This window comes from Micromonospora sp. WMMD735 (assembly GCF_049178995.1).
In the GTDB taxonomy this organism is placed as follows: Bacteria; Actinomycetota; Actinomycetes; order Mycobacteriales; family Micromonosporaceae; genus Micromonospora; species Micromonospora wenchangensis.
The window spans coordinates 5,768,441-5,787,967 of the sequence record NZ_JBMHMJ010000002.1 but is presented as its reverse complement, the minus strand read 5'-3'; the positions used below and the strand labels follow the sequence as shown (position 1 = coordinate 5,787,967).

Sequence of the window (19,527 nt, the reverse complement as noted above, 5' to 3'; positions counted from 1 at the left end):
CCCCGGCCCGGCCGGCACGGTGGTCAGGTCCAGTGCAGGATGCGCTTGCGCCAGGCGTAGAGGATGCCGAGCGCGACCACGGCCACGAAGACGCCCATCTCGGCGACGGTCACCGCGCCGAACCCGGGCCGGTCGAAGACCATCGCCCAGGGGAAGAGGAAGACCGCCTCGACGGCGAAGAGCACGTAGAGGTACGCGTACACGTAGTAGCGGATCTGCATCTGCGCCCAGTCGCCGCCGACCGGGTCGAGGCCGCACTCGTAGCCGGCGCGCTTGCCGACCGGGTCGGCCGGCCGGCGGGGACGTAACACCCGGTTGGCCGAGAACGCCGTAACGAAGAAGAGGACGGCAGCGAGCAGCAGCAGCCCGAGCGTCGCGTACGAGCCCAGGTAACCGGTCACGGTGGCTCAGCCTACCGGGCGGCGGGCCGCACCGGAGGAGGCGAGGGCGGCCCGGCCGTCACCGAACATTTTCCGCTGGTACTAGTGCCCCGCCGCAACTGTTACCGAATAATGAACTCTCACCCAGGGTCACGGAGGTCAGATGCCCGGCGTGGACGCGCGTACCGTCCGGCGGTCCCTCGCCCGGCGTACCCCCGCTCTGGTCGCGGCGACCCTGGCGACCGGGCTGGCGGTCGCGCTCGGGGTGACACCGGGGCTGGCGGCCCCACCCACGGTGACCCGGACGGTGACCGACCCGACCGACGCCGGGACGCCGGGCGGCGACCCGACCGACCCGACCACGCCCCCGGTCGAGCCGACGGCGACCGGGGCCGGCCCGACCAGCGCGCCGCCGACGCTGCCGCCGGACCCGGAGCCGACCACCGCCGCCCCGGAGCCGACCGGCACCCCACCGGCGACCAGCGCACCCCCGCCGACGGCCACCACCGCGCCGCCCGCCCGGCCGCCGCTATCCGCCCGACCCACCCGCCCCGGCCAGCCGGGCGGCGACCGGGTCGGGGTCCGGGTGGGCACCGGCGACGTGACCCTGGACGACGGTTACTGGGCGGCCGGCAGCACGGTCACCGCGCTGCGGGTCACCGTCACCAACACCGGGGCCGTGCCGGCCCGGCTGCGGCTGGCCTACACGTTGCCGGCCGGGCTCACCGACGCCGGTACGCCGGGCTGCGCGGCCGGCGGGGACGGCGGATGGCACTGCGGCGAGTGGGCCACCGCGCCGGGCGACCGGTTCGACAGCATGATCCGGGTACGGGTCAGCGGCACCGCCTGGCGGCAGATGCCCCTCAGCGGCGCGGTACGGGTCACCGCGACCGGTCCGGACGGCGGCACCGGGCAGGACGACGAGGGGTTCGCGGTGCTCTTCCCGCCCGGCCCGCCGGTGCCCGGGATAGTGCTCGACGCCGACGAGGTGGCCTTCGACATCAGCGGCGGACCCACCGTGCTGACGGCCCACCTGGGCAACACCGGCCGGGTGCCGGCCGCCGGGCGGGTCGAGGTGGCGCTGCCGGAGGGGGTCAGCGTGCTGGACCCGCCGGCCGGCTGTGCGCCGCTGGCTCCGACGCGTACCCGCTGCGACCTCGGTGTGCTGCCGGCGGGGCGGACGCAGCCGCTGCGGTTCACGGTCGCCGCCACCCCGGACGCCCAGCGCGAGGCCCCGCTGGCCGGGGCGCTGACCGGCCGGTTGACCCCGGAGAGCGGGCCGGCCCGGCAGGTCCAGATGAGTTTCCGGATCACCGCCGCCGCCGCGCTGACCACCCCGCCGGTGGGCACGCCCGCGCCGACCGGTTCGCAGGGGTTGATCGCGGCGCAGGGCGGGACGGTTGCGCTGAGCGGGATGTCCTCCGCCCAGCGGACCGCGCTCGCGCTGATCACGATCTCCGTCCTGCTGGTGGTGCTGGCCCTCGTGCTGGCGACCGGTGCGCTGCGCCGACGCTCCGCCGAGGTGGCGGGGGACCTGCCGCCGACGGGGCGGTCGACCCGACCTGCCGGGGGTCGGGGCAGGTGGAGGGGGCCGTCCGGGCGGTCGCGGTGATATCGATTACGGCGTGCACCGCAAATCGCCGCATAGCCGTACAGATTTCGCCGACCCGGTTCCCAGGTGTCGGACCTCCACCAAGGATGCCCTAAGCCCTGGACGTAGGCTCGGAGGCGAGAGATGACAGCGGTCCGGCCCGCCACGGGCGGACCGGGCGCAGCGGCGCATCAGGGAGGTCGCGTGGCCGGGCAAGGCGAGGTCACCATCATGTGCAGCCGCACGCGCGGCGGGGCCGAGCGAAGCGAGGTGCAGGCGTGACCAAGCAGATCCGTCAGTTGGACCGGGTGGTGATCCGGTTTGCTGGTGACTCGGGTGACGGGATGCAGTTGACGGGGGACAGGTTCACCTCGGAGACGGCGCAGTTGGGTAATGACATTTCGACGTTGCCGAATTTCCCGGCGGAGATTCGGGCGCCTGCGGGAACGTTGCCGGGGGTGTCGAGTTTCCAGGTGCATTTCGCGGATTATGACATTCTGACGCCGGGGGACGCGCCGAATGTGTTGGTCGCGATGAATCCGGCGGCGTTGAAGGCGAATCTGGGTGATCTGCGTCGGGGTGCGGACATCATCGTGAACACTGATGAGTTCACGCGCCGGAACCTGGTGAAGGTCGGCTATGCCGTCAGCCCGTTGGAGGACGGCACGCTGGACGGGTTCGTGGTGCATCCGGTGGCGTTGACGTCGATGACGGTCGGGGCGTTGGCGGAGTTGTCGGTGTCGAAGAAGGACGCCGAGCGGGCGAAGAACATGTTCGCGTTGGGGTTGTTGTCGTGGATGTACTCGCGTCCGTACGAGTCGACGTTGCGGTTCCTGGAACGGAAGTTCGTCAAGCGGCCGGATCTGGTCGCGGCGAACATCGCGGCGTTCAAGGCGGGCTGGAACTACGGCGAGACCACCGATTCGTTCTCGGTGCGGTACGAGGTGAAACCGGCGAAGATGGTGCCGGGTACCTACCGCAACATCACCGGTAACGCCGCTCTGTCGTTGGGGTTGGTCGCGGCGGGGGTGCGGTCGGGTCTGCCGGTGTTCCTCGGCGCGTATCCGATCACCCCGGCGTCGGACATCCTGCACGAGTTGTCGAAACACAAGCGGCTCGGTGTGGTCACGATGCAGGCCGAGGACGAGATCGCCGCGGTCGGCGCGGCGTTGGGCGCCTCCTACGGCGGTGCGTTGGGGGTGACCACGACCAGCGGTCCGGGTGTGGCGTTGAAGTCCGAGACGATCTCCCTGGCCGTCGCCCTGGAGTTGCCGTTGGTGATCGTGGACGTGCAGCGTGCCGGTCCGTCGACGGGTCTGCCCACGAAGACCGAACAGGCCGACCTGAACATGGCGTTGCACGGCCGTCACGGTGAGGCCCCGGTCGCGGTGATCGCGGCGAAGTCACCGTCGGACTGTTTCCACGCCGCGCTCGAAGCCGCCCGGATCGCCCTGACCTACCGCACCCCGGTGATCCTGTTGTCGGACAACTACGTCGCCAACGGCTCCGAACCGTGGCTGCTACCCGACGTCGACGCCCTGCCCGACCTGCGCGTGGACTTCGCCACCGCCCCCAACGGCGACGACGGCGTCACGTTCCTGCCCTACCTGCGTGACCCGGGCACCCTGGCCCGTCCCTGGGCCGTGCCGGGCACCCCCGGCCTGGAACACCGCATCGGTGGCCTGGAGAAAGCCGACAAGACCGGCGACATCTCCTACGACCCGGCCAACCACGACTACATGGTCCGCACCCGCGCCGCCCGCATCCAGGCCATCGACGTGCCCGACCTCGACGTCGACGACCCCGACGGCACCGCCCGGACCCTCGTGCTCGGCTGGGGCTCCACCTACGGCCCGATCGGCGCCGCCTGCCGCACCCTGCGCCACCGCGGCCAACCCATCGCCCAGGCCCACCTACGCCACCTCAACCCCCTGCCCGGCAACCTCGGCGACGTCCTTTCCGCCTACGACCGGGTCGTCATCCCCGAGATGAACCTCGGCCAACTCGCCCAGGTCATCCGCGCCCGATACCTGATCGACGCGATCACCTACAACCAGGTCCGCGGCCTACCCTTCACCGCCGCCGAACTGGAGACGATGCTGGAAGAGGTCTGCAAAAATGCCTGAACCCGTCGCCCTGAAACTCACCGGGAAAGACTTCAAATCCGACCAGGAAGTCCGCTGGTGCCCCGGCTGCGGCGACTACGCCATCCTCGCCGCCGTCCAACAGTTCATGCCCGAGTTGAACATCCCCCGCGCCAACACCGTGTTCATCTCCGGCATCGGCTGCTCATCCCGCTTCCCCTACTACATGAACACCTACGGGATGCACTCCATCCACGGCCGCGCCCCCGCCATCGCCACCGGACTGTCCGTCACCCGCCCCGACCTGTCCGTCTGGGTCGTCACCGGCGACGGCGACGCCCTGTCCATCGGCGGTAACCACCTCATCCACGCCCTACGCCGCAACGTCAACCTCAAGATCCTGCTGTTCAACAACCGCATCTACGGCCTCACCAAAGGCCAGTACTCCCCCACCAGCGAAACCGGCAAAATCACCAAATCCACCCCCGCCGGATCCGCCGACGCCCCCTTCAACCCCCTGTCCCTCGCCCTCGGCGCCGAAGCCACCTTCGTCGCCCGCACCATCGACTCCGACCGCAAACACCTCCAAACCGTCCTACGCGCCGCCGCCGAACACCACGGCACCGCCTTCGTCGAGATCTACCAAAACTGCAACATCTTCAACGACGGCGCCTTCGACCAACTCAAACAACCCGACACCCGCGACGACTACCTGATCCGCCTCGAACACGGCCAACCCATCACCTTCGGCCGCGACCAGCAACACTGCGTCGTACACCCACCCCACGGCTTCGGCCTCGACATCCGCGACACCGCCACCACCCCACCCGAAGACATCGTCATCCACGACACCACCATCACCGACCCCGCCTACGCCTTCGCCCTGTCCCGCCTCCCCCAACCCGACCTCCGCAACACCCCCATCGGCATCCTCCGCCAAACCCAACGCCCCACCTACGACACCACCGTCCAACACCAGATCACCACCGCCCGAAACACCACCACCGACACCCCCGAACAACAACTCACCACCCTCCTACACACAGGCGACACCTGGACGATCAGCTAGTCGACCGAGCAGGGCGACGTGGCCGTGCCCCGGGGTCGGGGCACGGCCACGTCGGCGTCGGCGGACCGCCGGGGGCGGTGTGCAGGCCCGGGAAGGCGGTACGGGCCGAGATCGGTCAGGAGGCGGTGGCGGTGGCGGTGGGGCGGTCGTCGCGGACGTGCACCAGCATGTCGCCGGTCTCGATCACCGCGCCGGCCTTGTCCGCCAGGGTGACCACCTTGCCCCGGCGCACCAGGGCGATGACCAGGGACTCCAGCTCGCGGGGGGACTTGCCTACCTCGTGCCGCTCGGCGGAACGCATCGCCAACGCCATGCCCTGCCCGGGGGTGAGCAGATCCTCCACCACGTCGATCAGGGGCGGCGCGGAGGTCGAGAGACCGAGCAGCCGACCCGCGGTCGCCGAGGACACGATCACGTGGTGCGCGCCGCTCTGCCGCAGCAGCGGGGCGTTCTCGGCCTCCCGTACGGCGGCGATGATACGTACCTGACCGGCGGTGAGCTGCCGGGTGGTCAGCGCCACCAGCACCGAGGCGTCGTCGCTGTCGGTGGCGATGATGACCGCCTTGGCGTTGCGGACGTGCGCCTCCTCCAGCACCGACGAGCGGGTGGCGGAGCCCTCGATGGCGACCAGCCCGGCCGAGGTGGCCTGCCGCAACGCCGTCCCGTTGCGCTCCACCACCACGATCCGGGACTTGTCCAACCCGTTCTCCAGCAGGGCGGAGACCGCGCTGCGACCCTTGGTGCCGTAGCCGCAGATGATGACGTGGTCCTTCACGGTTCTCCTCCACCGCCCCAGCCGACGGCCGGTCCGGTACTGCTCGGTCAGGACTTCCAGGGTGGTGCCGACCAGGATGATCAGGAAGATCACCCGGGCCGGGGTGATGAACAGGACGTTCACCAACCGGGCGGACTGGTCGTACGGGGTGATGTCGCCGTACCCGGTGGTGGAGAGGGTGACCACCGCGTAGTAGAAGCAGTCGAGCAGGGTCAGCCCGTTCTCGTCCACGTCGCGGTAGCCGCCACGGTCCAGGTAGACCACGGCGACGGTGAGCAGGACCAGGCCGAGGGCGGCGGCCAGGCGGAGACTCAACGCGCTGAGCGGACCCCGCCGCTGCGCCGGGAAATGGATCACCGTCGGTCCTGCTCTCCCCGGGTCGCCTGCACGAGCACAACATAGCGGTTGGCAGGCGGATCGACCGGGCGGGTCGCCGACCCTACCTGCGGTGAACGACCTCTCACCCTCGCGGCGGGCGGTGCCGGGCCCGGGAAACCGGCATGATGGGAGGGTCCCGGGACACCGGCCACGAGGAGGCCCGCATGTCGCTGCTGCGTCGGGTGATCGGCGGCGTGCTGCGCCGGGTACGCCTGCGTCAGGGCCGCACCCTGCGCGAGGTGGCCGCCGCGGCCGGGGTGTCCCTGCCCTACCTCTCCGAGGTCGAGCGGGGGCGGAAGGAAGCCTCCTCCGAGGTGCTGGCGGCGATCTGCCGGGCGCTCGGGATCAACCTGTCCGACCTGCTCGAAGAGGCCCGCGACGAGCTGCGCCGGGTCGAGCGCCGGGTGCCCGTGCCGCCGGGCGGCAGCCTGGCCCGGCTGGACCGGGTGCCGACCGCCCGCCGCGACGGCACCGCCGCCCACCTGTCGGTCGGTCGGCCCACCGTCGGGTTCGGCCGTCCGGACGGCGGCGTGCCGTCGGGGGTCGGGGGTGCCGGGTTCCCGGTGCCGGGGGTCGCCACGGCCGTCCGGGTGGTCGCCGTGGCGTCGGCCGCCCGCCCCGCTGCGCGTACCCCCAGGGTGCCGGCGCGGCGGTGGGCCCGGACGGGCCGGCGGCGGCTGCCGGTCAGGTAGGCCGGCCGGATTCTGCCGACGGCGGATCTGCCGGCGGCAGAAAGGCTGGGGCGGTGACCGCCCGGCGGCGCAGGCTGGACCCGCCGGTTCCCGGGGCGGGGTGAGGTCGCCCGCCCGCCGGCGACGCGGAGGGTGGTCACCATGATCGGGTACGACGTGCGCATGCTGGACGGCGGTCAGCCGGCCTTCGGCGACCAGGTCTTCGAGCGGCTGCTACGCGAACGCATCATCTTCCTGGGCACCGAGGTCACCGACGCCTCGGCCAACCAGATCTGCGCGCAGATCCTGCTGCTCGCCGCCGAGGACAGCGAGCGGGACATCTACCTCTACATCAACTCGCCTGGTGGTTCGGTCAGCGCCGGCATGGCCGTCTACGACACCATGCGGTACGTCCGCAACGACGTGGCCACCCTGGCTTTGGGGCTGGCCGGGTCGATGGGGCAGTTCCTGCTCTGCGCGGGGGCCGCCGGGAAGCGGTTCGCCCTGCCGCACGCGCGGATCATGATGCACCAGCCCTCCGGGGGGATGGGCGGCACCGCCGCCGACATCACCATCCAGGCGGAGAACATGCTGCACGTGAAGCGGACGATGCAGGAGCTGATCGCCCGGCACAGCGGGCGCACCCTCGACGAGATCCAGGCCGACTGGGACCGGGACCGGTGGTTCACCGCCGAGCAGGCCCGGGAGTACGGCCTGATCGACGAGGTGCTCACCCGGGTCGACCAGCTTGCCGGCTGACCGTCGCCGGTCGGGGGTATCGCGTGCCGACGGCCGGCGGCCGTCGTCCGTGCGTCGGGTCGGGGTCCCGGCGGAGGTCCGCCGGGACCCCGCGCGCTGCCGGTGGCCCGCCGGGGCGGACGGCCGTGAGCCCACCGCGTCCACAGCCGTCGGACCCGCCCCCTCGCTCGGGTCCGACACCCGCCGGTCGCACCGCGGCGGACGCTCGTCGATGCGGCAGAGCGTCAGCGGTACGCGACTTCCCGCGCGGGCCAATACAGCAGGGCGCATTTCCCACAAATATCGTGGCATCGATGCGGCTCGCCGGCCACCGCTACCGGGAGGCGGGCCGGCGACGGCCCGGACCACCGGCGTGGCCGTGACCACGAGAGAGGTTCACCCGTCGACGGTCAACACCACCTTGCCCAGGGCCCGCCGCCCCTCCAGGTCGGCGTGCGCGACAGCCGCCTGCGCCAGCGGGTACGTCGACACCAACGGACGCCACCAGCCCCGACCACCCAACTCCACCGACCGGGCCGCCAACCCGGCGATCCCGCCCGGCCGGTCACGCAGCCGCTGCCCGAGCCACCCGACGGTCAGGCTGCGCCCCACCAGATCCGCCGTGTCGACCCGGGTCGGCTCCCCCGCCGACCAGCCGAACATCACGAACCGGCCGCCCGCCGCCGTCGCCTCCAGGGCGGCCCGGCCCACCGCCCCACCGACCCCGTCGTACACCAGGGTCGGCCCGCCGACCCGTGCCCGGAGCAGGTCCGTCCAGTCCGGCCGGTCGTAGTCGACCACCACCACGTCCGCACCCAGCTCACCGAGCCGGGCCGTCCGGCGGGCACCCCGGGCCGCGGCGACCACCGTCGCGCCGGCCGTCCGGGCCGCCTGCACCAGCAGCCAGCCCATCCCCCCGGCCGCCGACAGCACCAGCACCACGTCGTCCGCCGTCGGCGGCTCCGTCTCGACGACACCGAGGGCGGTCCGGCCCGTCCCGACCAGCGCCACCGCGTCGGCGAACGTCATCTGCTCCGGTACGACGAACAGCGACTCGACCGCGGTCACCGCCTGCTCGGCGTACCCGCCGGGGACCATGCCGAGGTGGGCGACGACCCGCCGGCCCCGCCACGCCCCGTCGACCCCGGCCCCGACCAGGTCGACCGTGCCGGCGACCTCCCGGCCCGGCACCGTCGGCAGCGCCGGCAGCGACAGCGGGCCACCCGCCTCGCCCCGGCGCAGCGCGGTGTCGAGCAGATGGACCCCGCTGGCCGCCACCGCGATGCGCACCTGCCCGGGGCCGGGTGCCAGGTCGGGCAGGTCGTCGAGGACGAGGTTGGTGGCAGGTCCGAACTCGTGAAGGCGAATCGCACGCATGCCCCCATCCGACAACCTGCACCGGACGTGAGGTCAAGAACCGGGTGCGGGTCGACGGTCAGGCGCAGGGCCCGGCGGTGAGGTGGTCGGTGAGCGCGGTGAACTGCGCCCGGGTCAGGTACGACGGGTTGGCCGCCTGCGGCTGGCGGAACACCTCCAGGCCGGCCAGCCGGGGATCGGCGCGCAACCGGTCCCGGTGCAGCCGACGGGGTACGGGCAGCACGGTCAGGTCCAGCGGCACCGTCCAGGGCGCCCCGGGCTCCCCGCCGGGCACCGGCTCACCGGTGAGCCGGCCGACCCCCCAGACGCCGTAGGGCAACCGTCCCCGGCTGCCGCTGGCCCAGAACACCACGGGCTGGCCCGCCCGCATCAGCCGGGCCCGGTAGCCGGGGCGGACGCACCAGCCCGTCACCCGGGGATCCCGGGCGAACCGGCCGGCGAGGTCGACCAGGTCGGCGTTGCCCTTGATCAGCCAGGCGCCCAGGTCGTCGTGGGTCACCCGCCGCCCGTCGGCGCGTCCGTCCGGCACGTCCAGCCCTCCCGAGCGTCAGATCAGCCCCTCCCGGACCGCGTACGCTACCGCGTGCGTGCGGTTGCGGAGCTGGAACCGGCTGGTGATGTCGTGCAGCACGTTCTTGACGGTCCGCTCCGAGTAGCTCAACCGGGTCGCCACCTCCCGGGTGTCCATCCCGTCGGCCACCAGCCGCAGGATCTCGCTCTCCCGCACCGAGAGCCCGTTGACGTCGATGCCGCGCGGGGCGAGCACCGTCTGCTGGAGCCGGGTCACCTGCTTGACCAGCAGCCCGAGCACCTCCGGGGGCATCGCCGCGCCACCGGAGGCGGTGCTGACCACGAGCTGGGCCAGCCGGTGGCCGGTCGCCTCGGTGCGCGAGGCGAGGGCGCGTACCCCCAGCTCCACGGCGGGGATCAGCGCCGAGTCCGACTCGACGGCCGCGACCAGCACGAACCGCCGGCAGCCCAGCCGGCGTACGGCCCGGAGCACGTCGAGCGTGCCGTGGTCGAGGGTGTCGGCGGCGACCACGCCGACGGTCTCGGCGGTGATCATCTGCGCGGGCACGACCTCGATCTCGGCCCGGCCCCGCAGCGCCGCGGTGATGCCGGCCGTGGAGATCGGGTCGGGGGTACGGATGTAGGTCTGGGCACGTCCGTTCATGGCGGTTCCTTAGCTTCCGGGCTGAGTCGAGCGTCAGCTGCCAGGCTGCCGTTCAGCAGGGGGACAGATCGGTGGTCCGGAGGCCGGTGCCGTGCGGTTCCGTGACCGGGGCAAGTCGCTTCGCCGAGGTGGACACCGGCCGACGGGTGGTGGCGGTGTCCGTCGTCCACGGTAGAGACGGCGGTCGGCCGGGCACTGGAGGCCGACTGGACGCCGTCGAATCGACATCCTTGCCGGGCGACAACGTTTTGAGCTGCTCAAATACACGACCGTCCAAAAGCGAGCCGCCGGAGCACCGGCAGAACCGGCAGAACCGTTGCCCCGGCGGGCGACCACTGCTGCCCGATCGGCAGGTTTCGACGGCGTTTCACCCGGTGAATGAGTGTGGAAGATCATGGTCATCCGACCGGTCAACCGGCAGAATCATGTGCTGGCCGCGCTGGTGGGAAGGACGCGCAGCCATGACAGGGAGGCCGGTCGATGGCCGACGGCGGTGCTGAGATCCGACGACGACGACTGGGTGCCGGGTTGACCCAGGAGCAGCTGGCCGAACGGGCAGGAATCAGTGTCCGGGCGGTGCGCGACATCGAACAGGGCCGGGTCCGCAACCCCCGGGCCGAATCCCTCCGACGCATCGCCGACGCCGTCGGGTTGCCCCACCCGCAGCCACCCGGCCCCGCGCCACCCACCGTCGCGCCGGCACCCACCCTCCGCATCGACGTGCTCGGCCCGCTGCGCATCCAGGTCGGGGCCGAACCGGTCGCGCTCGGCGCCAACCGGCAACGGATGCTGCTCGGCCTGCTCGCCCTGCACCCGGACACGATCGTGTCCCGCCACGAGATCGTCGACGTGCTCTGGGGCCACGACCCGCCGGACAGCTGCCTCAACCTCGTCCACACCTACGTCGCCCGGCTGCGCCGGGTGCTGGACCGGCCCGGGAACACCGGCACCACCATCACCCACGTCGGTGGCGGCTACCGGCTCCGGGTCGACCCCACCCAGCTCGACCTGAGCGAGTTCGCCACCGTGATCGAACGCGCCGAGGGCAGCGTCGCGGGCGACCTGGCCAGCCTGGACCGGCTGGCCGGCGCACTGGCGCTGTGGCGCGGGCCGGTCCTGGCCGACGCGGCGGCGAGCCTGGCCCAGCACCCCACCGCCGTCGCCCTGAACCGACGCCGCATCGCCACCGCCGTCACCTACGCGACGCTCGCCGTCGACCTGGGACTGCCCGACCGGGCCGTCCGGGAGCTGCACGCGGTGGCCCGCCACGAACCCCTGCACGAACAGGTGCACGCCCGGCTCATGCTCGCCCTCGCCGCCTGCGGCCAGCAGGCCCGCGCGCTGACCCTGCACCGCAAGCTGCGGGACCGCCTCGCCGAGCAGCTCGGCGTGGAACCCGGCCCGGAACTGCGCGAGGCACAGCTACGCATCCTGCGCCAGGACCTGCCCCGGGTGGTCGCCCGCCCGGCCGCCGGTGACGCCCCGGCCGTACGCCCCGGGGCCGCACCGCACCGGCCCGAGGCGTCGCCGCCGGCCCGCCCGCCCAGCCACCGCCCGCCGGCACAGCTGCCCCCCGACGTCGCCTACTTCACCGGACGCGACACCCAGCTGGCCGCGCTCGACGCGCTGCTGGCCGGGGAGACGGCGACCCGGGGGCCGGTGGTCATCTCCGCCATCACCGGGATGGCCGGGGTCGGCAAGACCGCCCTGGCGGTGCACTGGGCGCACCAGGCTCGTCGGCACTTCCCCGACGGGCAGCTCTACGTCAACCTGCGCGGCTACGCGACGGCCAGCCCGGTACGCCAGGAGGAGGCCCTGGCCGGGTTCCTGCACGCGCTCGGGGTGCCGGCCGAGCAGGTGCCGGTCGACGCCGGGCAGGCCGCCGCGCTGCTGCGTACCATGCTGGACGGTCGCCGGATGCTGGTGGTGCTGGACAATGCCGCCAGCGCCGACCAGGTACGCCCGCTGCTGCCGGGCAGCGCCGGCTGCCTGGCGTTGATCACCAGCCGGGACCGGCTCAGCGGGCTCGTCGCGGTCGACGGCGCGCGCCGCATCGACCTCGACGTGCTCACCGCCGCCGAGGCGGGCACCCTGCTCACCCGGATCATCCCCACCGATCGGATCGCCCGCGCCACCGAGATCGCCGAGCTGGCGACGGTCTGCGCCCGGCTGCCGCTGGCCCTGCGGATCGCCGCCGCCAACCTGATCGACCAGCCCGACCAGTCGATCAGCGCGCACACCGCCCGGCTGACCGCCGGCAACCAGCTCGCCGACCTGCGTATCGAGGGCGACGACCAGGCGGCCGTCCGGGCGGCGTTCGACCTGTCGTACGCCGCCCTGCCCACCCCGGCACGGCGGCTGTTCCGGCTGCTGGGCACGGCACCCGGGACGGACGTCACGGTGGCCGCCGCCGCCGCGCTGGCCGGGATCGACGAGCCGGTGGCCGCCCGCGAGCTGGACCGGCTCGCCGCCGCGCACCTCGTCGGGCAGGTGGCCCCCGGCCGGTACACGTTCCACGACCTGCTGCGGCTCTACGCCCGGGAACGGGCCACCGCCGAGGACCCCGGGCCGGAGCTGCGGGCCGCCACCCGGCGGCTGTACGGCTGGTACCGGCAGCGCACCGAGGCCGCCGCCGTCGCCGTCTACCCGCACCTGGTGCGGTTGCCGCCCGACGGGACCGCACCGGCCGCCGGGGGGTCGCCGTTCCCCACCTCCGCCGGGGCGATGGCCTGGCTGGAGGCGGAGCACACCAACCTGATGCGGGTGATCGCGCACGCCGCCGAACCCGACGCCGACCCGGCCGCCTGGCGGATCCCGGACGCGCTGCGCGGCTACTTCCAGTTCCGCCCGCACAGCGACGGACTGGTCGCCGCGACCAGCGCGCTGCGCGCCGCGCAGCAGGCCGGCGACCACGCCGGCGAGGCCGCGAGCCGGCTCGGGCTGGCCAGCCTGCACCTGCGTCGCGGCGAGTACGCGGTGGGCCTGTCCCACGCGACCGCGATGATCGACGCGGCGCACCGGGCGGCCTGGCCGGAGGGCCTGGCGGCGGCGTACGGCACCTGCGGACTGGTGCACCTGCGGGCCGGTCGGCTGGCCGAGGGGGCCGAGCTGACCCGGCTCGCGGTCAGCATCCACGAACGTCTCGGCGGCCCGGAACGGCTCAGCACCAGCCTCGGCAACCTCGGGGTGATCTACCGGGACATGGGACGGCTCCGCGAGGCCGCCGAGGTGTTCCGGCAGGCGTTGACGTTGACCCGCAGCACCGGGATGTTGATGAGCACCGGGATCAGCCTGAGCAACCTGGGCGAGGTGCAGCACGCCCTCGGCCAGCACGACGAGGCCCTCGACCACCTGCGGGAGGCGCTGGAGCTGAGCCGGCGCACCGGCTACCGGCCGACCGAGACGGAGAGCCTGCGCCGGCTGGCGGCGCTGCGCGCGCAGGGCGGTGACCTGGGCCCGGCGACCGAACTGGCCAACGCCGCGCTGGCCCTCGCCGATCTGATCGGCGACCCCGCCCAGCAGGCCGCCGCCCGTAACGTGCTGGGCGCGATCCACCTGCGCAACGGCAATCCGGCTGCGACCACCGAACACCGGCGGGCGCTCGACCTCGCCCGCGCCGGTGGGGCCCGGGGTGAGGAGGTCGAGGCGCTGATCGGGCTGGCCGAGGTGCACCGGGACACCGATCCGACGGAGGCGGTCGCGCTGGCCCGGCAGGCCCGCGCGGTGGCCCGCGCCGCCGGCTACCGGGTGTGGGAGGGGCACGCGCTGATGGTGGCGGCCGAGGCGCTGCGGGCCACCGGCCCGGTGACCGCCGCCCGGACCGCCGAGGAGGCGTTGGCGACCCACCGGGAGACCGGTCACCTGCTCGGCCAGGTCCGCGCGCTGCGGCTGCTGGTCGCGCTCGGCGCGGACGGCGGCGTCGACGCGGCCGCGCAGGCGACGTACCGGCGGGAGATCGCCGAGTTGTCCCGGCGGCTGCGGCCCGCCCGGGACGAGGACCTGCCGGTCAGCCCGTGACGGTGAACCGGCGGCGGCTCTCGTCGTCCAGCGGGGTCAGGGTCGGTCGGCCGGCGGAGTCCACGTCGAACGCCAGCCGACCCTCGACCGGGGCGGTCTCGTCCTGGTGCGAGACGTGCCAGCCGATCCGGAGTCGCGGTGCGCGGTCGTCGCCGCCCGGTTCCCAGTCGGGGGTGAGCACCAGCCGGGTCCACGCTCCGGTGCTGTTGCGCACCGCCTGCGGACCGGGCCCGCCGTCGGCCCCGGACACCAGGAGCGCGACCTGTAGCAGGCCGGTGTGCCGCCGTCCCCGGTGCCACAGCACCGGCCACGCCTCCCGGTTGGCCGTCGGGTCGTCGCCGTAGTAGGCGTCGACGTGCGCGTCGCCGCCCTCGGGCAGCCGGTGGGCGTCGCCGCCCTCGGACGGCTGGTGGGCGAGGCCGCCCTCGGGCGGCCGGTGGGCGGTGCTTCGGTCGATGCCGGCCGGGGCGACCAGGTAACGGTGCATGGTGAACCGGAACCCCAGCAGCAGCCGGACGACGCCACCGGCCCGCCCCGGCCCCCGGTCGGCCCGGTAGGCCAGCAGCAACGCACCGGGTTCCGGGGTTGCCGGGTCCAGCATCGCCGTCCGCTGCTCACCTGCCGCGTCGCGGACCGTCAGCGTCCGCGGGCCGTCCAGCCCGTCGAAGCCGGTCACCACGACGGTGTCGTCGGCGTACGGCGTCAGCCGGAACGCGGCCGGCTCGGCCGGGGCGGCGGTGAGCCCGGTCGCGTGCCACACCGGGCGGGCCCCGCCGGGTCGCCGGGCGTCGGCCGGGGGCACCGGCGGCCGGTCGTGCACCCCGGCGTCGACAGGCGTGACGAGGAAGTGGGTCCGGGTCTCCAGGGACCGGTCGGCCACCTCGAAGAGCCCGTCGCTGTGCACCAGGAACGACCCCACCTCGTCGTGTTCCGGGGTCAGCGGCACCCCGTCGACGGTGGTCCGCTCGTGGTGCACCCGGTAGCCGACCCGGACCGCCGGCATCGTCCCGTGGCCGGTCTCCAGCCGGGCGGTGAACACCAGCGAACCCACCTCGTTGAACTTGTTGAATGGGTTGCGGCCGGCCGTGACGGCGTGCGGCGACACGCTCAGGTCGGCGACGCCCCAGCAGGGGAAGGACGCCAGCGCGGCCCGCCGGGACGACGCCGGGCCGGCCCCGACGTCGGCGGGCACGTAGTCGAACGTGGTGAACCGGACCAGCAGGTCCACGCAGACCCGCTTCGGGCCGGTCGGTCCGCCCCGCCGACGCAGGTAGCGCAGCCAGTACGAGTGCCGCCGCCCCTGCTCGCCCCGGACCATCGCGGTGCCGGCGAGGTAGGGCTGCGCCGGGGTGACCAGGTCCCGCAGCGTCGCCTGCTCGGGGAAGCCGGCACCGGCGAACCCGGTCACCGTGAAGGCGTCGCCCACCGGTGGGTCGGGCCGGTAGCCGACCAGCCGCATCCGACTCGGCACGGTGTCCTCCGCTCAGTTCGTCACGGTCAGGTGCCGGTAGGTCTGCTCGTCGCCGAAGCGGACCAGCGGCCCGCCGGAGGCGTCCACGGTGATCAGGAACGCGCCGCCGAGCGGGGTGCCGGGGCCCACAGCCGGGGCCACCGCCACCTCCGACCAGCGGACGAGCAGGCCCGGCACGTCGCCGTCCGGGCCGTCGTACCACTCGGGGACGAACCGCAGCCGTGAGCCGAGCGTCCCGGGCGGGCCGGGGTCGGCGTCGTCGGGCAGCGGGCGCAGCGACACGTCGGCGAACCCCGGGTGCCGGCGGCCGTGGTGGAAGACCACGGCGTCGGCGAACTCGTTCGACTCGACCAGGTACGAGCAGGTGAGCAGGCGCAACGCGAGGCGGGCCCGGACCCGGCCGGCCCGTGGGCCCTCGGCCGGGTCGCCGGGCCGGGCGTACTCCACGATCATGCCGTCGTCCCGGATGTCGACGCCCATCGACGCGCGGTACCAGCGCGGATGCCCCTCGTGCCACACGTCGATCTGCGGCGGGCCGGCGATCCGCTCGAATCCCTGCACCTCGACCGCGCCCCGGCGGGCCCGGCCGGTCAGCACCCGCATGGCGGTCACCGGTGGTGGGGAGGTGACGCCTGTCGCCCGGTAGACGGTGAGGCTGCGGGTGGGCGGCGGGTCGGCTCCGACCAGCGGCCGCCCGTGCACCGCGCCGCTGACCGGGACCAGCCGCCACGACGAGGGCCCGGACGCCGGTTCCAGCGTGACCGCGCCGTCGCTGTGCACGGTCAGCGCCCCGGTCTCCTCGTGGCCCGGGGCGACCGCCGGGCCGAGCACCTGGTTCTCCGCGTGCCGGACCCGGTACCCGATCCGGATCGCCGGCACCGGGGCACCGGTGCCGGCAGCGGGGGCGAGCACCATCGTCGGCTCGAAGACGAGGTGGCCGGGGTCGTTGAACTTGTTGAACGGGTTCCGGCCGCCGACGCCGGTGTCGCGCAGCGCGATGCTGAGGTCCTCGATCCCCCACAGGCCCGGCGGTGGTGCCGCCGACCGGGGCGAGTACCGGTCGGTGCGGGGGCGGGGCTGGTAGGGGAAGGTGCCGAACCGGATCAGGAACTCCGCCGCGACCAGCTTGCGGCCCTCCGGCCCCCGGTGGCGGTAGCGCAGCCAGTAGCAGTGCCGGCGGGTCCGGGTGCCCCGGTCCAGCCACACCGCGCCGTCGAACTCGTCGGGCCACAGGTCGTCGGCGGGGAACTCCCCGACCGGCAGGCCGGCGTCCCGGAAGCCGGTCACGGCGAACCGGTTGCCGGACAGCTCCTCCGGCTCGTACTCGATGCTGGTCACGTGGTGACGTCCCTGCTCGACCGGTCGGCGGGCCCCGGGCACGACGATGGCCGGTCGGTCCATCGGGCCCGCCGGTGGCGGGCCGGGAGCCGCCGGTGGGGCGGTCCCGGCCCGGCACCGGTCGGGTCACACCAGGTCGTACTCGCGGGCCAGGTACTGGAACCTCTCGACGGTCAGCACCGTGGCCAGGACCCGCTGGTCGGCCACCGAAAGGTCGTCCACCTCGTCGTCGACCACCCGGTCGAGCACCTGCCGGGCGGTCTCCGGGTCGAGGTCGGCCAGTGGTTCCGGCGTCGGCCCGACCGGCTCGACCTGGTCGGCCGGCCCGACCTGGTCGGCCGGCCCGACCTGGTCGCCGGGTTCCGGTTGCCCGCCGGGGTACGCCGACGCGTCCGGCCCGTGGTCCTGCTGGTGGTAGCCGTACTGGTCGTAGCCGTGCTGGTCGTAGCCGTGCTGGTCGTAGCCGTGCTGGTCGTAGCCGTGCTGGTCGTAGCCGTGCTGGTGGTCGTGGTCCTGCTGGTCGTAGGACTGCCCGGACTGGTCGTAGCCGTGCTGCTCGTAGCCGTGCTCGTCGTGGGACTGCCCGTCCTGGTGGTAGCCGTCCTGGTCGGCGGCCTGGTGCGCGGCGGCGATCCAGTTCTGGGTCACCGAGTCGATCACCCGGGCCATCTCCGTCGCCGGCTCACCCAGCTCGTCGACGGCGAAGATCTGCACCGGCGGGAAGGCGCCGGCGTGGTGGTAGACGGTGTCGTAGAAGTCGGCCAGCCAGCCGTTGCGCTGGTACCAGCCGGGGTCGCCCCAGCCCTGCCCGAGCAGGTCCGGCACCTGCTCCCAGCCGGCGTCCGGCTGCTCGGCGAGGATGCCGTGCGCGCTGACCGCCGCCCAGCACAGGTAGGCGTACGCGTCGTCGAGGCCGGCCGGGCCGGTGGTGTCGAAGGTCTCCGGATAGTTCATCGGTCGTCTCCCGCTCAGCCCGTGACGGTGAAGTACTTGTTGCTGTCGGCGTCGAGCAGGCGGAGCACCGGGCTGCCGGACGGATCGGTCCCGAGGCGGAACCGCCCCTTGTTGCTGTGCTGGCGGCTCCGCCCGTCCGCGCCGGCGTGCTCGGCCGTCCAGTCGATGCGGAGCTGCACCCCGACCTGCCCCGGCACCTCCTCGACGTACGGCCCGAAGAACAGCGTCGACTCCTCGTGGTGCCGGTTCTTGACCGCGTCGACGTCGTACCGCCGACCCTCCTCGCCGACCACCACCGGATCGCCGTGCCCCACCTCCAGCACCCGCAGCGAGACGTTGCGGAAGGCGGTGTAGCGGACCCCGCCCACGTAGACGATCTGCCGGTGGCCGTCGTCGGGTGCGGTGACGTACGGGACCATGGTGAACCGCAGCAGCAGCAATGTTCGGATCTTGGTGCGGACCTTCCGGCCCAGCACGGCACCGTCGCGGACGTACTCCAGCCGCAGCGACGCCTCGTGCCCCTCGTCGTCCGCCGCCGTGGCGACCACCGGCGGCTGACCGTCGTTGAGGACGGTGACGGTGTTCGGGCCGTCCATCCGCTCGAAGCCGATCACCTTCATGCCCTTGTGCTCGTGCGGGTCGAGCATCCGGCCACCGCGGTCGATCCCACCCAGCTCGATGCGTTGGGCCTTGAGCATGCCGGTCGTGACCGGCTGACCGTCCTCGCCCTCCGGCACGGCCCGGGTCGGGCGGTCGTGCACGCTGCCGCTGAGCGGGGTGATCCGGAAGTGCTTCTCGGTCCGTCCCTCCCCCGGGTTGATCTCGAAGCTGCCGTTGCTGTGCACCAGGAACGCGCCGACGTCGTTGTGGCTCAATCCGAGTGGCGCGCCGAGCAGGTTCTTCGCCTGGTGCTGCACCCGGTAGTTGATCCGCAGGTGGGGCATGCCGCCGTTGACGGCCGCCACCTCGAAGGTCAGGCTGCCGGACTCGTTGAACTTGTTGAACGGGTTGCGCCCCCGGCCGGTCGCCAGCAGCGACACGCTCAGGTCGGTGATCCCCCAGAGCGGGTAGTCGCGCAGGATCGCCCGCTCCTGCGCGGTCGGGCCACCCTCACCGTCCTTCGGTACGTAGTCGAAGGTCGTGAAGCGCACCAGCAGCTCCACGCAGACCCGCTTCTTGTCGGTGACCCCGATGCCCCGGCGCAGGTAGCGCAGCCAGTAGACGTGCTGCCGGGACTGACCGCCCTGGACCATGACGAGCTGGCCGTGGGCGATCGGCACCGGTGAGATCAACTGGTTCAGCGGCAGCTCGGTCCGGAACCCGGCGTTGCTGAACCCGTTGACCTGGAACACCCCGTCCGTCAGGCCCTTGGCCTGCCCCTGCGCGAACCCGATCATGTTCGCGGTGGTGTTCAGGGCGATGGCGACTTCTGTCACGGATACACCTCCGACGTGGGACCGTCGGGCCGGTCGGCCGACGGTGGTGGTGGTTGTCGGGTGCCGCCGCCGGG

15 protein-coding genes are annotated in these 19,527 nt (G+C 73.3%); 6 read left to right on the top strand and 9 right to left on the bottom strand.

Going from position 1 to position 19,527, the window contains the following annotated elements; all coding sequences use genetic code 11:
- Positions 1–23: 23 nt before the first annotated feature.
- Complete coding sequence (gene ndhC / locus ACN268_RS25315) at positions 24–401, bottom strand: NADH-quinone oxidoreductase subunit A (RefSeq protein ID WP_088647014.1); 378 nt, start codon at positions 399–401, stop codon at positions 24–26.
- Between the two features lie 142 nt (positions 402–543).
- Here ndhC and ACN268_RS25310 point away from each other — a divergent pair, with 142 nt between their 5' ends.
- From ACN268_RS25310 to ACN268_RS25300, 3 genes are all read left to right on the top strand, one after another.
- A complete protein-coding gene (locus tag ACN268_RS25310) occupies positions 544–1,992 on the top strand; it encodes a hypothetical protein (protein ID WP_421485348.1) in 1,449 nt (482 codons plus the stop codon).
- Between the two features lie 257 nt (positions 1,993–2,249).
- On the top strand, positions 2,250–4,097 hold the full coding sequence (locus tag ACN268_RS25305; RefSeq protein ID WP_421485346.1) for a 2-oxoacid:acceptor oxidoreductase subunit alpha: 1,848 nt from the start codon (positions 2,250–2,252) through the stop codon (positions 4,095–4,097).
- Positions 4,090–5,124, top strand: a complete 1,035-nt coding sequence (locus tag ACN268_RS25300) for a 2-oxoacid:ferredoxin oxidoreductase subunit beta (RefSeq protein WP_421485344.1) — start codon at positions 4,090–4,092, stop codon at positions 5,122–5,124. The genes ACN268_RS25305 and ACN268_RS25300 overlap by 8 nt, the downstream gene beginning before the upstream one ends.
- A 115-nt stretch (positions 5,125–5,239) precedes the next feature.
- On the opposite strand, the gene ACN268_RS25295 is transcribed toward ACN268_RS25300, so the two are convergent.
- The gene (locus tag ACN268_RS25295; RefSeq protein ID WP_421485343.1) at positions 5,240–6,256 is read right to left on the bottom strand and encodes a potassium channel family protein; all 1,017 of its coding nucleotides are present in this window, start codon (positions 6,254–6,256) and stop codon (positions 5,240–5,242) included.
- Between the two features lie 185 nt (positions 6,257–6,441).
- Between ACN268_RS25295 and ACN268_RS25290 the strand changes: the two genes are divergently transcribed.
- Positions 6,442–6,969, top strand: coding sequence for a helix-turn-helix domain-containing protein (locus ACN268_RS25290; protein ID WP_421485341.1), 528 nt, complete (start codon positions 6,442–6,444; stop codon positions 6,967–6,969).
- Positions 6,970–7,110: 141 nt separating this feature from the next.
- Positions 7,111–7,707 (top strand): ATP-dependent Clp protease proteolytic subunit, encoded by a 597-nt coding sequence (locus tag ACN268_RS25285; RefSeq protein WP_363658724.1) that lies wholly within the window; start codon positions 7,111–7,113, stop codon positions 7,705–7,707.
- Positions 7,708–8,082: 375 nt separating this feature from the next.
- Here the strand turns inward: ACN268_RS25285 and ACN268_RS25280 are convergent, their stop codons facing one another.
- The 3 genes from ACN268_RS25280 to ACN268_RS25270 are packed head-to-tail and all read right to left on the bottom strand — an operon-like array spanning position 8,083 to position 10,237.
- Positions 8,083–9,063 carry a zinc-binding dehydrogenase gene (locus tag ACN268_RS25280; protein WP_421485339.1) on the bottom strand — a complete coding sequence of 327 codons (981 nt, stop codon included), beginning with the start codon at positions 9,061–9,063 and terminating at the stop codon, positions 8,083–8,085.
- 58 nt (positions 9,064–9,121) lie between these two features.
- Positions 9,122–9,592, bottom strand: coding sequence for an EVE domain-containing protein (locus ACN268_RS25275; RefSeq protein ID WP_421485337.1), 471 nt, complete (start codon positions 9,590–9,592; stop codon positions 9,122–9,124).
- A gap of 18 nt (positions 9,593–9,610) precedes the next feature.
- A complete protein-coding gene (locus ACN268_RS25270; protein WP_088647552.1) occupies positions 9,611–10,237 on the bottom strand; it encodes a helix-turn-helix transcriptional regulator in 627 nt (208 codons plus the stop codon).
- 480 nt (positions 10,238–10,717) lie between these two features.
- On the opposite strand from ACN268_RS25270, the gene ACN268_RS25265 reads away from it, so the two are divergent.
- Positions 10,718–14,254, top strand: a complete 3,537-nt coding sequence (locus ACN268_RS25265) for a BTAD domain-containing putative transcriptional regulator (protein WP_421485336.1) — start codon at positions 10,718–10,720, stop codon at positions 14,252–14,254.
- Here the strand turns inward: ACN268_RS25265 and ACN268_RS25260 are convergent.
- The 4 genes from ACN268_RS25260 to ACN268_RS25245 all read right to left on the bottom strand — a co-directional run bounded on the left by ACN268_RS25260 (position 14,244) and on the right by ACN268_RS25245 (position 19,453).
- The gene (locus tag ACN268_RS25260; protein ID WP_421485335.1) at positions 14,244–15,725 is read right to left on the bottom strand and encodes a hypothetical protein; all 1,482 of its coding nucleotides are present in this window, start codon (positions 15,723–15,725) and stop codon (positions 14,244–14,246) included. The genes ACN268_RS25265 and ACN268_RS25260 overlap by 11 nt on opposite strands.
- A 12-nt stretch (positions 15,726–15,737) precedes the next feature.
- Positions 15,738–17,063 carry a hypothetical protein gene (locus ACN268_RS25255; protein ID WP_421485334.1) on the bottom strand — a complete coding sequence of 442 codons (1,326 nt, stop codon included), beginning with the start codon at positions 17,061–17,063 and terminating at the stop codon, positions 15,738–15,740.
- Between the two features lie 126 nt (positions 17,064–17,189).
- Positions 17,190–18,017: a hypothetical protein gene (locus tag ACN268_RS25250; RefSeq protein WP_421485333.1), complete on the bottom strand. Its 828-nt coding sequence runs from the start codon at positions 18,015–18,017 to the stop codon at positions 17,190–17,192.
- A 14-nt stretch (positions 18,018–18,031) separates the two neighbouring features.
- A complete protein-coding gene (locus ACN268_RS25245) occupies positions 18,032–19,453 on the bottom strand; it encodes a hypothetical protein (protein WP_421485332.1) in 1,422 nt (473 codons plus the stop codon).
- Positions 19,454–19,527 lie beyond the last annotated feature (74 nt).

What these genes read in the sequence shown, in the direction of transcription:
- ACN268_RS25280 (WP_421485339.1), bottom strand. Translation starts at nt 9,063, where the DNA reads ATGCGTGCGATTCGCCTTCACGAGTTCGGACCTGCCACCAACCTCGTC.
- ACN268_RS25265 (WP_421485336.1), top strand. Translation starts at nt 10,718, where the DNA reads ATGGCCGACGGCGGTGCTGAGATCCGACGACGACGACTGGGTGCCGGG.
- ACN268_RS25300 (WP_421485344.1), top strand. Translation starts at nt 4,090, where the DNA reads ATGCCTGAACCCGTCGCCCTGAAACTCACCGGGAAAGACTTCAAATCC.
- ACN268_RS25310 (WP_421485348.1), top strand. Translation starts at nt 544, where the DNA reads ATGCCCGGCGTGGACGCGCGTACCGTCCGGCGGTCCCTCGCCCGGCGT.
- ACN268_RS25250 (WP_421485333.1), bottom strand. Translation starts at nt 18,017, where the DNA reads ATGAACTATCCGGAGACCTTCGACACCACCGGCCCGGCCGGCCTCGAC.
- ACN268_RS25270 (WP_088647552.1), bottom strand. Translation starts at nt 10,237, where the DNA reads ATGAACGGACGTGCCCAGACCTACATCCGTACCCCCGACCCGATCTCC.
- ACN268_RS25285 (WP_363658724.1), top strand. Translation starts at nt 7,111, where the DNA reads ATGATCGGGTACGACGTGCGCATGCTGGACGGCGGTCAGCCGGCCTTC.
- ACN268_RS25290 (WP_421485341.1), top strand. Translation starts at nt 6,442, where the DNA reads ATGTCGCTGCTGCGTCGGGTGATCGGCGGCGTGCTGCGCCGGGTACGC.